This window comes from Micromonospora sp. NPDC005205, assembly GCF_040608275.1.
In the GTDB taxonomy this organism is placed as follows: Bacteria; Actinomycetota; Actinomycetes; order Mycobacteriales; family Micromonosporaceae; genus Micromonospora.
Genome location: NZ_JBEXHV010000007.1, coordinates 65,688 through 79,078 on the forward strand (window position 1 = coordinate 65,688; position 13,391 = coordinate 79,078).

Sequence of the window (13,391 nt, forward strand, 5' to 3'; positions counted from 1 at the left end):
CGATCAACATGTGCGGCGCGTACGCGGGGGCGTTTCGCTCGGTCGGTTGGCTCGTTGGGTCAGGAGCGACCATCCACATCCCAAAGGGGGCCCGCGCGCAATGACCTGGCCCGGGGCTGCCCTCGACCCCGGCGGGGCGACCGGTGCGACCGAGGCGCGGATGGATCAGCCAACCGGAGACCAGGCGTCTGGCGGCCGGCGGGATCTCGTCGGTCGGGTGCTCCGCTGCTATCCGGTGACCGTCGTCGTGCTCGCCCCGTACGCGCTACTCATCCTGCCTATGGCGGCCTTCTACCGGAATCCGGAGACCGGTTTCATCGTCTCCCTGGTCGGGCTCGCGTTGCTGGGCAGCGTCGCCGTGGAGACGATCGGCTGGCTGTCCGCACGCCCCGGCCCGCGCTGGCGAGAGGGCTTCCGACGCGCCCACGCCCGCTATCCGTGGCTCTATCCGGTCGCTGTCGTGGTCACGCTGACCAGCGTCACCGCGAACGTGCTCGGGGCCCACCTTGGTCGGGGAACCATCGTCAACCAGGTCTCCGGCGACCTGTCCGGCGGGCCGCTCGCCATGGTGAGCACGCTCTTCTCGGGGTGGACGGCCCTGGGCTTCGCGTTGCTGGTGGCCAGCCACCTGAGTGGTCGGCTGTCACGGGCGAAGCTGTACGGCTGGCTGGCCGTCCTCGTCGGCGCGGAGGCCTACATCGCCGTGTTGACAGCCAGATCGGCACCGCTGGTCGCGCTGCTGTTCTTCGTGGCCTCCACCGGGGCGCTCTGTGGCGTCTTCCGGCTGCGCCACCTGGTGTTCTGTGCGGTGGTGCTCTTCCTCGCGTGGCCGGCTGTGTTCGAGCATCGCAACGCCATCCGGGAGGATCGCGGCGTCGCGGTGGACACCAAGGTCACCGCCACCGACCGACTGCGGCTGGACAGCCAGCTCAGCGTGGTGGCGGGCTTCGACGTCCCGGTCGACCTGGGCCAACCCGGGGTCAACGACTACCTGCGGTACGGGTTGGTGCCCCGGGTGCTGGATGCGGACCGGCCGCCGATCTCCACCGGGCAGCGGATCAACCAGTACATCGGCGGCGGGCCGACATCGGCCTACACCTTCCTGCTGCTGGGGAACATCTGGTTCTTCGACGGCGCGGTCGGCGTGGTCGCCGTGCATGCCTTCTGGGCCGCCGTGGCGGCGGTGCTACTGCGCTGGCGGGGGCCGCCCGGCCCGATCCGGCTGAGCCTCTTCTGCCTGGTGCTCTTCGATCCGCTGCTCTGGTCCAACACCTATCCGGACTCCACCATCGGCTTCCTGCAACACGTGGTGGCGGCGACGCCGGTCTTCGTCCTGCTGGGGCTCAGCCGCCGATCCCTGCACGGGGGCCGCAAACCGGACCATGGTCGGTTGCCCACGGTCCCGGGCGCGCCCCGGTGACCGTACGGGTAGGCCGGCACGCGGTCGGCCGGGCCGACGCGCCAGCCGGTCGACGCACCGGTCGCCGGGCGCTGCTCGCGTTGGTCGTCGGCGGGCTCTCCAGCGGCGGCAACCTGCTGCTGGCGATCACCGTGACCCGACTGGAGTCGGTCGGCGGGCTGGGTCAGTTCGCCCTCGCCTTCTCGTTCTACATCGTCGGCTCCGGGTTGGTGCGGAGCACCGTCACCGACACCGTGCTGGCCACCGGGGACGGGGTCGCGTCGGCCGCCCGGCGGGCGATCCTGCTCGGCCTCGTCGGTGGCACCCCGGTCTGCGCCGCCGGCGCGGCGTACGGCTCGCCCTACCTGCTGTTCGCGGGCCTCGCCCTGCCCGGGTTGGTCCTCTACGACTACACCAAGGCGGTCGCCGTCGGCATCGGCGCTCCCTCGGCGGCGATGGCCCAGGAGATCGCCTGGGCGGCGCTCACCGGGTGTGCCGCGCTGGCCGGCCTGCTCCGGGTGATCGACACGCCGCACGTCTTCGCGATGTGGGCCGTCGGCGGCGCCCTGATCGGCGTGGTCGTCGCGGCCCGGCGCCGGTACGCGCTGGTGCCCGGCTGGCGGGTCAGCCGGGCCGAGACCCGCGTCGCGGCGGGGTTCGGTGCGCAGTTCCTGCTGACCACCGGGTCGGCGCAGCTGGCGCTGACCGCTGTGGCGCTGGTCGCCGGCACGGCGGTGGTCGGCGCGTTGAGCGCCGGGCGCACGCTGCTGGGGCCGGTCAACCTGGTGCTGTCGACGGCGGCCACGCTGATCCTGCCGCAGTTGGCCCGCACCCGTGCCGAGTCCCGCGCGGTGCGGACGCGGGCGGCTGTCCGGCTGGCACTACTGGTGGCCGCCGCCGTCCTGCCGTTGACCGTCGCGGTCGCTTTGCTGCCGGACGCGGTCGGCAAGGAACTGCTCGGCGCCAACTGGACCGTCGCCCGGAGCCTGCTGGTGCTGCTCGCGCTGGAGAGCCTGCTCGCCGTGCCGGCCGCGATCGGCTTCGCCGGACTGCGGGTCGAGCGGGCGAGCCGGCGGGCGATCGTGCTCGGCATCCTGCTCGGCGGGCTCCGCGTACCGGCGGTCGTCGCCGGGGCGGTCCTGTTCGGCGCGCCTGGCGCGGCGGGTGCGCTGGTCCTGCTGGCCCTGTTCAGCGCGGTCGCCTGGGGCGGCAGCTACCTCCTGCTGCTGCGAGACCGCGCGGCGGACTGCGCACCAGCGGTCCAACCAGTCTGACCGCCTCCCAGGGGTCCAACCAGTCTGACCGCCGGACCCGCGCCGACACCGTCGACGCGGGTCCGGCGGCGGGTCAGGCGATGGTCGCCAGGGCGGCGCGGACCCGCTCCACCACGGCCTTGACCGCCGGTTCGGCCAGATCGGCGTACGTGGGCAGGTTGATGCCACGCCGACTCAGGTCCTCGGTCACCGGGCAGTCCGCGCCGGGATCACGATGCGCGGGTAGGTCCGGGATCGGCACGAAGAACGGGCGGGTCTCCACGCCGAGCCGGGCGAGCGCACGGGCCAGCGCGTCCCGGGACGTCGCGTCCCCCTCGGCCCCGACCAGGAAGGCCGCCATCCACGGCGCGCGGCGAACTCCGGCGGCCACCGGCTGCGCCGACAACGCCGGCTCGTCGGCCAACTGCTCCTCGTAACCGGCGATCACCCGGTCCCGCAGGGCGATGATCTCGTCCGCTCGTTCCAGTTGGGCGCAGAGCACAGCCGCGCAGAGGTTCGTCATCCGGTAGTTGTAGCCCAGCACCGGGAAGTAGTACCGCCGTTGCGGGTCCATGCCCTGGTTACGCAGCAGACGCATCCGATCGGCCAGGGCCGCGTCGGAGGTGGTCACGCAGCCGCCCTCGCCGGAGGTGAGCACCTTGTTGCCGAAGAACGAGAAGGTGGTGACGTCGGCGAGCGAGCCGGTGGGTCGCCCGTCGAGTGTGGCGCCGAACGACTCCGCCGCGTCGGCGACCAAGAGCAGACCGTGCCGGTCGCAGAGGTGGCGCAGGGCGGTGTAGTCGGCCGGGTGCCCGTACAGGTCGACGGCGATGACCGCCCGGGTACGCGGGCCGATCGCGGCGCGTACCGCTGCCGGGTCGACACACCAACTCTCCGGCAGGACGTCCACGCAGACGGCACGCGCGCCGCAGTACGCGACAGCGTTGGCCGTCGCCACGTAGGTCAACGCCGGGACGACCACCTCGTCCCCCGGCCCGATGCCGGCCGCAGCGAGGACCAGGTGCAGCGCGACGGTGCCGTTGCTGGTCGTCAGGGCGGCGTCCGCGGCGCAACGCCTGGCGAAACGGTCCTCGAAGTCACGCAGGTACGGGCCCTGTGAGGAGATCCACCCGCTGCGCAGCGCGTCGACCACGTACCGCTCCTCCAAGGTGGAGAGGCTCGGTCTCGCCACCGGATAGCTGTCGTCCGCGATGCTCATGTTCCGTCTCCTCCGCCGGCCACGGTGTCGTTCGCGGCGGCCGTGACGAAGGGAGACCGTGGCACCGGGCCCGATCCGCCCCGCGCCGCCCAGCCCAGGACGTCCAGGTAGTCGCGGCCGGTGGCCGCCCAGGTGCGACCGGCCAGTCGGTCGTTCGCCCGCCTGGAGGCGGCGGCGTAGCGCTCCCGCTCGTCGAGCAGGTGCCGCACCGCGTCGGCGAGGGACCGCGGATCCCGCGCCCGGAAGACCGCCGCCTCGGCGCGGTTGAACACCAACTGGTCGCGCAACGGCTCGACGTCGGCGCAGGCGACCGGGAGACCCCAGGTGAACGCTTCCAGCATCGCGCCGCTGGCCGCCTCCCAGAGCGAGGGTACGACCACCGCGTCCGCTCGGGCGTAGATGGCGTTCAGCTCGTCCAGGCTGACGAAGCCGGGGAAGGAGATCCGGCCGCGTAGGTCAGGTTGCGCGGCGCGGGCCAGCAGCCGGCTCGCCTCGGGCTCGACCAGCGGCCCCGGGCAGATGAGGCGGCAGTCCGGCAGCAGCGCCATCGCCTCCAGCAGGGTCGCGTGGTTCTTGTGTTCCGCTGTGGACGACGGGTAGACCAGCAGCCCCGGTTCGGGCCGCGCGTGCGCGCGCTCCGGCGCGGGTTGGAACGCCGGAGTCGGGATGAGCACGGTCCGCTCCGCGGCCTCCGGGAAGAGGCGCAGGGTCTCCCGGTACGGATGCGGCCAGGTGACCACGATCGCCGCCGCGCGGGCGACGTTCTCCCGGACCACCGCCGCGAAGCCGGGGGCGTGGAACTCGCCACCCAGGTGGCGCGTGTCGTGCAGGACGACGACCGAGGTGCCCGATCCGATCGGAGCGGAGTGGAACGGGGACAGGGTGACGTCGGTGTCGGCGTGCCGTACGACGGACCGTTGCCGGACCGCGTTGACGGCGGTGCGAACCGTGCGGGAGTTGCGCATCACCCTCGGCGTCCACCGGCGCAGCAGTTGGCCGGTGGGGTTGTCGGAGCGGAGCGGCTGCGCCACCTCGGTCCAGCCGATCCGCGCGTCGGGCACCTGCTGCCGCCACTGGGGCAGCGTGCCCCGCAGGACGTTCACCCGCAGCTCGCAGGAGTCGTCGGCGGCCATGCCGGTCAACAGGCCGTAGGTGAAGGCTTCGAGCCCTGCGGCGTGACCGGGACGGATGGGTGCGGCGTCGACCGCGACCCTCACCGGTCCACCCGGATCAGTCGACCCATCCGCTCGTCCTCGAGGAGCTGCCGGTCGGCGTCGACCATGACCCGGACCAGGTCGCTGAAGAGCGTCTTCGGCGCCCACCCCAGGGTGCGTCGGGCCTTCGAGTAGTCGCCGATGAGGGCGTCGACCTCCGCCGGGCGGAAGTAGGCCGGGTCCAGCTCCACGTACTGCTGCCACTCCAACCCGACCCGGTCGAACGCGGCTTCGACGAACTCGCGCACGGTGTGACCCTCGCCGGTGGCGATCACGTAGTCGTCCGGGGTGTCCTGTTGGAGGGCGAGCCACATCGCCTCGACGTACTCCGGCGCGTAGCCCCAGTCCCGAACGGCGTCAAGGTTGCCCAGGTAGAGCTTGTCCTGGATGCCGGCCTCGATCCTGGCCACCGCGCGGGTGATCTTGCGGGTCACGAAGTTCTCACCCCGGCGCGGGCTCTCGTGGTTGAACAGGATGCCGTTGGCGCAGAACATGTTCCAGGACTCGCGGTAGTTCACCGCCGACCAGAAGGCGTACACCTTGGCGCACGCGTACGGGCTGCGCGGGTGGAACGGGGTCTCCTCGCGTTGCGGGGGTGGGGTCGAGCCGAACATCTCCGACGAGGACGCCTGGTAGAACCGGCAGCCGACGTCGGCGGACCGGGCCGCCTCCATCATGCGCAGCGCCCCGAGCCCGGTGACGTCCGCCGTGTACCCGGGGATGTCGAAGGACACCCGGACGTGGCTCTGCGCGCCCAGGTTGTAGATCTCGTGGGGGCGGATGTCCCGAATCAGCGCGGTCAGTGAGGCCGGGTCGGACAGGTCGCTGTAGTGGAGGAAGAGGCGGGCGTCACCGCTGCGCGGATGGACGTCGACGTGGTCGATCCGCTCGGTGTTGAAAGAGGACGACCGCCGTTTGATGCCGTGCACCGTGTATCCCTTGTCGAGCAGGAACTCCGACAGGTAACTGCCGTCCTGACCGGTGATGCCGGATATGAGTGCCGTTCGTGACATGAAGTCCCTCTCCGCTGGGCCAATTTTCCCCGCGGTTCCTTATATCGCTCTCGGGCACGCCGCTTCTGAGGTTTCATGAATCTGGTGGAATTTATTCTGCGCCGTCCATTTGAGACGGTGACTCAGTCACGGATCGAGCATCCACTCGTTGAGTCAATCGATCCCGTGGCACGATCGAGGAGCGAGGATGGCCGGCGAACCCACCCCCGCGGCGGACACCCGAGAAACACTGGCGACTGTCGACAAGAACAAATTCCACGTCCTTGTCACGGCCGGCTATTTCTCTCCGGGTTGGCGTGCCGGAGGGCCTGTCCGGTCCATTTCCGAAGTGCTCGCCCTGGCCAGTGACGACATTGAGACGTCCATGCTGACCCGCGATCGTGATCTCGGATGCCGCGACCCCTATCCAGGACTCTCCGGCCGCTGGGCCCGGGTCGGCCGGACCAACGTCTTCTATCTCGGTGTACGTCGGCCGGGGCAGTGGCGGTCGCTCTGGCGCTCGCTGCGCGCCGGCCGTTTCGATCTGCTGTACGTCAACAGCGTCTGGTCGACGTTCTCCATCCTGCCCATGGCCGCGGCCCGACTCGGTCTGCTGCGGGTGGGCCGAATCCTGGTCGCGCCCAGGGGTGAGTTCGGCGAGGCCGCCCTTCGGGTGCACCGATTCCGTAAGCGGATCTTCCTGACCGCCTGGCGCTGGATGCTGCTCGACCGTCGGGTGCTGTGGCACGCCACCACACCTGTCGAGGCAGACGACATCCGGCGGGTGCTGCCGCGGGCGCGGATCGGCGTCGTCGCGGTCAGCCGGGGTCCCGAACCGCAGGAGACGCCGGTCGAGATACCCGCTACCCACCACGCGCGGCTGGTCTTCATCGGGCGGATCTCGCCCATGAAGAACCTCGACCTGGTGCTGGCCGCGCTCGCCTTCGTGCCGGTGCCGGTGCGGCTGGACATCTACGGCCCGGTCGAGGACCAGGCGTACTGGCGACGCTGCCGGGAGCGCCTGGCCGAGCTGCCCGACTCGGTCGCCGTCAGCTACCGGGGTGAACTGCTGCCCGAGCAGGTCCGGGCGACTTTCTCCCGCTACGACGCCTTCGTCATGCCGACACGGGGGGAGAACTACGGCAACGCCATCGCCGAGAGCCTCTCCGCGTGCTGCCCGGTGCTCTGCTCTGACCGGACACCGTGGACGGCGGTGCTGCGCGACGGCGGTGGGCTGGTCCTCACCGAGCTGACTGCGGCGGCACTGGGCGCCCTCGTCACTCAGGTGGCGACCAGCACCCCCAAACAGCGGCACGCGGCGCGGGTCGAGGCGGGAGCCGCGTACCGCCGTTGGCGGGCGAGCAGGGCTCCGATCAGCGTCCTCGACCAGGCGTGGCGGGTGATTCGCGATCCCGCGTACCGGGAGCCCTGCCAACTTCCCGCCCAGCGGGCCGAATCCGTACAACTGCCACCAGGAGGCGTCAAGTGACCCGCGTGATGACCGTCGTCGGGACCCGGCCGGAGATCATCCGGTTGGCCCGGGTGATCGACGCACTGGATCGGACCGTGGAGCACACGTTGGTGCACACGGGGCAGAACTGGGACCCCTCGCTCTCCGATGTCTTCTTCAGGGAGTTGGGGGTCCGCGCTCCGGATCTCTTTCTGCGGGCCGACACCCGGTCGCTCGGCAGCCTCCTCGGCGCCGTGCTGGTCGGTACGGAGAGGGCGATCACCGAGTTGCGCCCGGACGCGCTGCTGGTGCTCGGTGACACGAACAGCGCGATCTCGGCACTGATGGCCCGTCGGATGAACGTGCCGGTCTACCACATGGAGGCCGGCAACCGCTGCTTCGACCTGAACGTGCCGGAGGAGACGAACCGCTGCATGGTCGACCACATCGCCGACTTCAACCTGGTCTATTCGGAGCACGCCCGGCGCAACCTGCTCGCCGAGGGGCTACACCCGCGCCGCATCCTGCACACCGGCTCACCGATGCGCGAGGTGCTCGATCACTACCGGCGGCAGGTCGACGGTTCCACCGTGCTGGCCCAGCTCGAACTCGAACCGGGCGGCTACTTCGTCGTCAGCGCGCACCGGCAGGAGAACGTCGACCACCCCGACCGGCTCCGTCGGCTGCTGGACTGCCTGCGGGCGGTCCGCGACGAGTGGCGGCTACCGCTGCTGGTCTCCACGCATCCGCGTACCCGCAAGCGGTTGGAGGCGCTCGCGGGCGACGGCCTGCACCTCGACGGCGTGGCCTTCCACGAGCCGTTCGGCTTCTTCGACTACGTGACGCTGCAACGGCATGCGAGGTGCACCCTCTCCGACAGCGGCACCGTCAGCGAGGAGGCCGCGATTCTCGGGTTCCCGGCGGTGACCCTGCGCGAATCCATCGAGCGTCCCGAGGCGCTGGACAGCGGGGCGATCGTGATGACCGGCCTGGAACCCGACGGGGTCGTCGAGGCCATCCGGGTGGTGATCGCGCAGGTGGCCGACGGCTCGGTCGCCTGCCCGCTCGACTACCAGGTTCCCGACACGTCACGCCGGGTCGTCGACTTCATCCTGTCGACCGTGCGCCGCCATCACGACTGGGCGGGCATTCGCCGGTGACCGGTCCATGGGCCGGGCCGGCACACCCGTGACCACGACTTCCGGGGCGACATCGCGCGTCACGCAGGCACCTGCGCCCACAGTGGCGTCCCGGCCAACGGTCAGCTTCGGCAGGATCGCGGCCGTGGTGCCCACCAGGACGCCGTCCCCCAGCCGGCAGTACCCGGAAACCGCGGCAAGCGGATTGACCGAGACATAATCCCCGAGCACGGTGTCGTGCCCCACCGTGCAGTTCTGGTTGAGGTGCACGTGGCGCCCCAACAGCACGTTCGTCGTCACCCGGGCGCCGCCGGCGGCGAACAGTCCCTGCTGGTAGACGCAGTCAGGGCCGATCTCGGCGGCCGGGTGCAGCACCGTGGCCGCCGGTAGGCCGTACCCGGCGATGGCCTGGTCGGTCTCGCGGCGCAACCTCGGATGCCCGACGCCGAGCGCCACATGGGTGCTTGCCGGTTGGGCTGCCAGCCATCGGGTCGGGCCGAGGAAGGCAACGCCGAGACGGTGGACCGACTCGACGTGGAGTTCGGTGGGGTAGTCGTCGACGAAGCCCAGAACCCGCCAGGGTGGCGCATTGTCCGAAATGGTGTTCAACAGCCGAATGACCCCATAAACCTCACGGCCCATCCCACCCGCGCCTACGATCACTACGTCGGTCGTCAACCGCGGCTCCCTCGGCTACGGAGAACGCTGGCCGCTCTCCGTCATCTGAACCGGTTACCGGTGCCGATGGTGACGGGTGAGTGCGGGTGCCGACGCCGGGTCAGCAGTCTGGAAGGTGAGCCGAAGGTGAACGAGCTGGCAAGGACGCGTCTGCCCGGCAGCGCCGGGATAGCCAGGGGGGCGACGCGATCCGCGACCACGGCGGCTTACCGGGTGCTCGCCACCGCTCGCGTTTTCGAGCCGGGCTTTCGTGGCGGCGGCCCGATCCGCTCCCTGCGGTTCATCCTGGACACCCTGCCGGATGACCTCGACGTCACCCTGGTCACCGGAGACCGGGACCTCTGCTCGCCCAAACCCTACCCGGGCCTGTCCGGGCGGCTGGTGCGGCGCGACGAGCGCTGCGCCGTTTTCTACCTCGGCCCGTTCGCGCTGCGGCACTGGGTCCGACTGGCTCGGCACATCCGGTCCCGCCCGGTCGACCTGATCTATGTCAACAGCCTCTGGTCCCTCTTCTCGGTGCTGCCGATTCTGGCGGTGGCGCTGCGACTGGTGCGCGTCCGCGCGATCATGCTGGCCCCGCGCGGCGAGCTCTCGCCCGGCGCGCTCGCCATCAAGGCGCGCAAGAAGCGGCTCTTCCTGGCGGTCTGGGCCCCGCTGCTGCGTCAGCTCGACGTGCGCTGGCAGGCGTGCAGTGGGCTGGAGGAGAAGCAGATCCGCGCCGTCATGCCGTGGGCGCAGGTCATGGTGAACGGCAACGAGTGCCCGATCCCGGAACAACCGGCACCCCCGGCCGTCGCTCACGACGGGCCGTTGCGGTTGGTGTTCGTCGGCCGGATCTCCCCGATGAAGAACCTCACCAGGGCGTTGGAGGCGGTCGCCGGCGCGACCCGCCCGCTGGAGTTCGACATCTACGGTCCGCGGGAGGACGAGCAGTACTGGGCGGGCTGCCAACGCCTCATCGACGCGATGCCCGACCGCGTCCGGGTCCGCTACCTCGGGGAACTCAAGGCGGACGAGGTGATGGCGACGTTCAGCCGATACGACGCCTTCCTCTTCCCGACGCTTGGCGAGAACTACGGACACGTCATCCTGGAAAGTCTCGCGTCCGGTTGCCCGGTGGTCTGCTCGGACGCGACGCCATTCAGCGACCTGATCGCCACCGGTGGGGGAGCGGTGGTCCGACCCGCCACCGCTGCCGCGCTGAGTGAGACCCTCGACCGGCTGGCCAACCGGTCGGCCCGGGAGCGCGCCGAGGCGAAGGAGAGCGCCGGCCGGCGCTACCGACTCTGGCGACAACAGGTCCGGGAACTCAACGTGCTGGACCACGCCCGGCAGTTCTGCGCCTGATCCGGCTGGGCGCGACCGCGTCACTCGGGCTGGAGTTGCGTCGTTGCAATGGCTGGGCCCACGTTGGAGGGTCCGTCGCCCGCCACCCCGGTAGGCTCCGATGAGCGAGGACAGCACGTGCCCAAGCGCGTTCGTACGATGGTCCGACGAGTCCAGGACCACCTGGCCGCCACCCGTGACCCCGAGGCGTTCGCGCGGTCCCTGGGGGTGAACCTGACCGGGCGGGTCAGGTTCTACGGCATCAGCCGGGCGATGTTCGGCTCGGAGCCGTGGCTGATCACCATCGGAAACAACGTCTACATCACCTCCGAGGTTCAGTTCGTCACGCACGACGGCGGCACCCTGATCCTCCGCAAAGACCATCCCGACCTGGACTGGACCGCCCCGATCACGATCGGCGACGACGTCTACATCGGGATGCGGTCGATGATCCTGGCCGGTGTCACCATCGGAAACCGGTGTGTCATCGGGGCGGGCTCGATCGTCACGCGCGACATCCCGGACAACACGGTGGCGGCCGGTGTCCCGGCCCGACCGCTGCGGACCACCGACGAGTACCTCGAACGGTTGCAGGCCAGGTCGCTGGGCATCGGGCACCTTCCCGTCCCGGAGAAGCACGCGGCGATGAAGAAGATCTACGGCGTGACCACCGTCTGACCCGAGCGCCGGGTCAGGCCCTCCGGTATGCGACCCGTGGTGGCGGCAGCTGGTGGACACCGGCGATGGTGATCGCCCCCAACGCGCCGGTCGTGCCGGTCACCTCGTAACCGAACCGGTCCCCGGTCATCGCCGCCGAACTGGTGCCGAGGTTGAGGGTGGTGCCGGTGCCGGCGCTGCTGGCCCGCAGCGTGGGCGGGGTGACGCCGCTCGTCTGCCACACGTGCCCGTACCAGTGCCAGCCGGCGGGCAGCACCACGTAGCCACTCAACACCGACTCCTGGACTCCGGTGGACGTGATTCCGACGCTGCCGAAGTCGGCGATCGGGCCGAGACCGGCGGGCCGGCCAGTGGCCGGATCGTGGGCGTACACGCCGTGCCGTAGCACCCCGGAGCCCTCGGCGGTCACCTCGACGCACACCCGGTCGACCGGGGTCGGCTCCGCCAGGTACACCGGATGCAGCAGCAGCAACTGGTAGGTGCCGGCGTAGGTGACCTGCTGGGTCGGGCCGGCGAGGGCCAGGAACCAACTGCCACGCGGGCACGTCGCGCCGGGCAGCGGCCCCACCCGCGCCGGGCCGGGTTCCGCGCGCCACATCCCGTAACCGGTGGGGACGGCCATGCTGTACGAGATCCCGCCGACGGCGACCCGGTCCGGCACGGTGAGGTTCGTCGGGCCGGCCGGGACCAGCAGCCGGTGGAACAGCTGCGGCGCCGCCATCTGGGCCTGGGCGACCGCTTCGACCCGCTCGATCATCACGAAGTCGCCTGTGGAGTCCGACACGACGATCTGGGTGGCCGCCGAGGGCGGTGCCAGGTAGCGCCGGTAGGCGGTTCCGGTCACTGATTCGCCGGCCTCCAGGGTGCGGCCCCACACCAACTGCGGGTAGTTCTTCTTCAGGCTGGAGGTGATGAACCAGCCCTTGGCCGTGGTGTGCCGGGCCCGGATCTCGGGCACGCCGTCGGCGGCCGGCAGCAGCCCCACGGCGATGCCCCACTGCTGGATCTGGCCGCTGTTGAGCACCCACTGGGTCATGCTGCTCGCCGGCATCAGCCGGTTCGTCAGGGTCGCCGGGGTGAAGTCGGTGAGGGCCGCGAGCGTGTCGATGTTGGCCCACACCGACCAGTTCAGGCCGCCGGCCGCGCCCACGTTCGGCATGAACTGCCGGCGGGTGCCGCCGGCAACCGGGGTCAACGGACCGCACTGGGTCACCCCGGCGTTCAGCGTGAACCGCTCCAACGCGGCCACCGTCTGTCCGACCAGCAGGCCGCCCTGCGACCAGCGGTAGACGTTCGAGATGCGGCACAGGGACGGGATCCGCGACATGATCGTGGCGATGGGTGTGCCGATGTTCGCCCGTGCGGTGTCGATCATCCCTTGGTAGGACGGGATCAGATACGACTCGCGGATCGTCAGCTCCTGCCCCGTGAACCGGCCGTCCGGCACCGGTCGCCCGTCGAGTTCGACAGTCACCGTGTGGGAGTGGGTGGCCGGGCGGATCTGCACGTCGGGCGTCAGACCCGTGATCGGCACTGTCGCAGTGTGGGTCGCCCCCGAGAGGTGGGTGAGCGGCGCGCCCGGCTTGACCCGGGCACCCTGCGCGATGCCGTCGACGATCGTGTACGGGTTGCCGAACAGCAGGCTGTCCGCGTTGGTGATGGCCAGCAGGGTGAAGGTGCGCGTCCCGTCGGTCCACTGCGAGCCCACGTCGACGGACGTCTTGCCGTGGTTGGCGACGACGATCTGGTTGCCGATGTTGTAGCCGTGGTTGCCGCCGACGTACGACCAGCCGGTGTTGATCGGGCAGTTGTCGTCGGAAGTGTCGTGGATCTTCGTCCCGACGGCGGACATGACTGGCCACACCTGCGCGTCGGTAGCGGTGGAGGGCACCAGGGTGACCTGGGTGAGACCGGAGTGCCACATACCGACCATCGCCTCGGCGTACGCGAGGTTTGCCGGCATGACGAGGTCCCGGGTGCTGTCGAAGCGCGACCTCACGGACATCAGGGCGTTGGACCGGTAGACGATCAGCTCGGGCATGG

At 70.5% G+C, this 13,391-nt stretch carries 11 protein-coding genes; 6 read left to right on the forward strand and 5 right to left on the reverse strand.

The window, feature by feature from the left end; translation table 11 throughout:
- Window positions 1–100: 100 nt before the first annotated feature.
- Together ABZU43_RS15265 and ABZU43_RS15270 are read left to right on the forward strand one after the other, a co-directional pair.
- Entirely contained in the window at window positions 101–1,420 is a 1,320-nt protein-coding gene (locus ABZU43_RS15265; RefSeq protein ID WP_355007136.1) for a hypothetical protein, read from the forward strand.
- The gene (locus ABZU43_RS15270) at window positions 1,417–2,673 is read left to right on the forward strand and encodes a hypothetical protein (RefSeq protein WP_355007137.1); all 1,257 of its coding nucleotides are present in this window, start codon (window positions 1,417–1,419) and stop codon (window positions 2,671–2,673) included. The genes ABZU43_RS15265 and ABZU43_RS15270 overlap by 4 nt, the downstream gene beginning before the upstream one ends.
- Before the next feature lie 73 nt (window positions 2,674–2,746).
- Here the strand turns inward: ABZU43_RS15270 and ABZU43_RS15275 are convergent, their stop codons facing one another.
- The 3 genes from ABZU43_RS15275 to gmd are packed head-to-tail and all read right to left on the reverse strand — an operon-like array spanning window position 2,747 to window position 6,098.
- Window positions 2,747–3,871 carry a DegT/DnrJ/EryC1/StrS family aminotransferase gene (locus tag ABZU43_RS15275; RefSeq protein WP_355007138.1) on the reverse strand — a complete coding sequence of 375 codons (1,125 nt, stop codon included), beginning with the start codon at window positions 3,869–3,871 and terminating at the stop codon, window positions 2,747–2,749.
- On the reverse strand, window positions 3,868–5,088 hold the full coding sequence (locus ABZU43_RS15280) for a glycosyltransferase (protein WP_355007139.1): 1,221 nt from the start codon (window positions 5,086–5,088) through the stop codon (window positions 3,868–3,870). Before ABZU43_RS15280 ends, ABZU43_RS15275 begins: the two co-directional genes overlap by 4 nt.
- Window positions 5,085–6,098 (reverse strand): GDP-mannose 4,6-dehydratase, encoded by a 1,014-nt coding sequence (gmd, locus tag ABZU43_RS15285; RefSeq protein WP_355007140.1) that lies wholly within the window; start codon window positions 6,096–6,098, stop codon window positions 5,085–5,087. The genes ABZU43_RS15280 and gmd overlap by 4 nt, the downstream gene beginning before the upstream one ends.
- 364 nt (window positions 6,099–6,462) lie before the next feature.
- Between gmd and ABZU43_RS15290 the strand changes: the two genes are divergently transcribed.
- Together ABZU43_RS15290 and wecB are read left to right on the forward strand one after the other, a co-directional pair.
- Window positions 6,463–7,566, forward strand: a complete 1,104-nt coding sequence (locus ABZU43_RS15290) for a glycosyltransferase family 4 protein (RefSeq protein WP_355007141.1) — start codon at window positions 6,463–6,465, stop codon at window positions 7,564–7,566.
- Window positions 7,563–8,687: a UDP-N-acetylglucosamine 2-epimerase (non-hydrolyzing) gene (wecB, locus tag ABZU43_RS15295; RefSeq protein ID WP_355007142.1), complete on the forward strand. Its 1,125-nt coding sequence runs from the start codon at window positions 7,563–7,565 to the stop codon at window positions 8,685–8,687. The genes ABZU43_RS15290 and wecB overlap by 4 nt, the downstream gene beginning before the upstream one ends.
- Here the strand turns inward: wecB and ABZU43_RS15300 are convergent.
- On the reverse strand, window positions 8,616–9,329 hold the full coding sequence (locus ABZU43_RS15300; RefSeq protein WP_355007320.1) for a NeuD/PglB/VioB family sugar acetyltransferase: 714 nt from the start codon (window positions 9,327–9,329) through the stop codon (window positions 8,616–8,618). The genes wecB and ABZU43_RS15300 overlap by 72 nt on opposite strands.
- A gap of 141 nt (window positions 9,330–9,470) precedes the next feature.
- Here ABZU43_RS15300 and ABZU43_RS15305 point away from each other — a divergent pair, with 141 nt between their 5' ends.
- Window positions 9,471–10,691, forward strand: coding sequence for a glycosyltransferase family 4 protein (locus ABZU43_RS15305; protein WP_355007143.1), 1,221 nt, complete (start codon window positions 9,471–9,473; stop codon window positions 10,689–10,691).
- Between the two features lie 117 nt (window positions 10,692–10,808).
- Window positions 10,809–11,348, forward strand: coding sequence for an acyltransferase (locus tag ABZU43_RS15310; RefSeq protein ID WP_355007144.1), 540 nt, complete (start codon window positions 10,809–10,811; stop codon window positions 11,346–11,348).
- Window positions 11,349–11,361: 13 nt separating this feature from the next.
- Here the strand turns inward: ABZU43_RS15310 and ABZU43_RS15315 are convergent, their stop codons facing one another.
- Window positions 11,362–13,389, reverse strand: a complete 2,028-nt coding sequence (locus ABZU43_RS15315) for a hypothetical protein (protein ID WP_355007145.1) — start codon at window positions 13,387–13,389, stop codon at window positions 11,362–11,364.
- Between the last annotated feature and the right edge of the window lie 2 nt (window positions 13,390–13,391).

Excerpts from the sequence above, each read along its gene's own strand:
- gmd (WP_355007140.1), bottom strand. The coding sequence starts at position 6,098 with ATGTCACGAACGGCACTCATATCCGGCATCACCGGTCAGGACGGCAGT.
- ABZU43_RS15290 (WP_355007141.1), top strand. The coding sequence starts at position 6,463 with ATGCTGACCCGCGATCGTGATCTCGGATGCCGCGACCCCTATCCAGGA.
- ABZU43_RS15315 (WP_355007145.1), bottom strand. The coding sequence starts at position 13,389 with ATGCCCGAGCTGATCGTCTACCGGTCCAACGCCCTGATGTCCGTGAGG.
- ABZU43_RS15275 (WP_355007138.1), bottom strand. The coding sequence starts at position 3,871 with ATGAGCATCGCGGACGACAGCTATCCGGTGGCGAGACCGAGCCTCTCC.
- ABZU43_RS15265 (WP_355007136.1), top strand. The coding sequence starts at position 101 with ATGACCTGGCCCGGGGCTGCCCTCGACCCCGGCGGGGCGACCGGTGCG.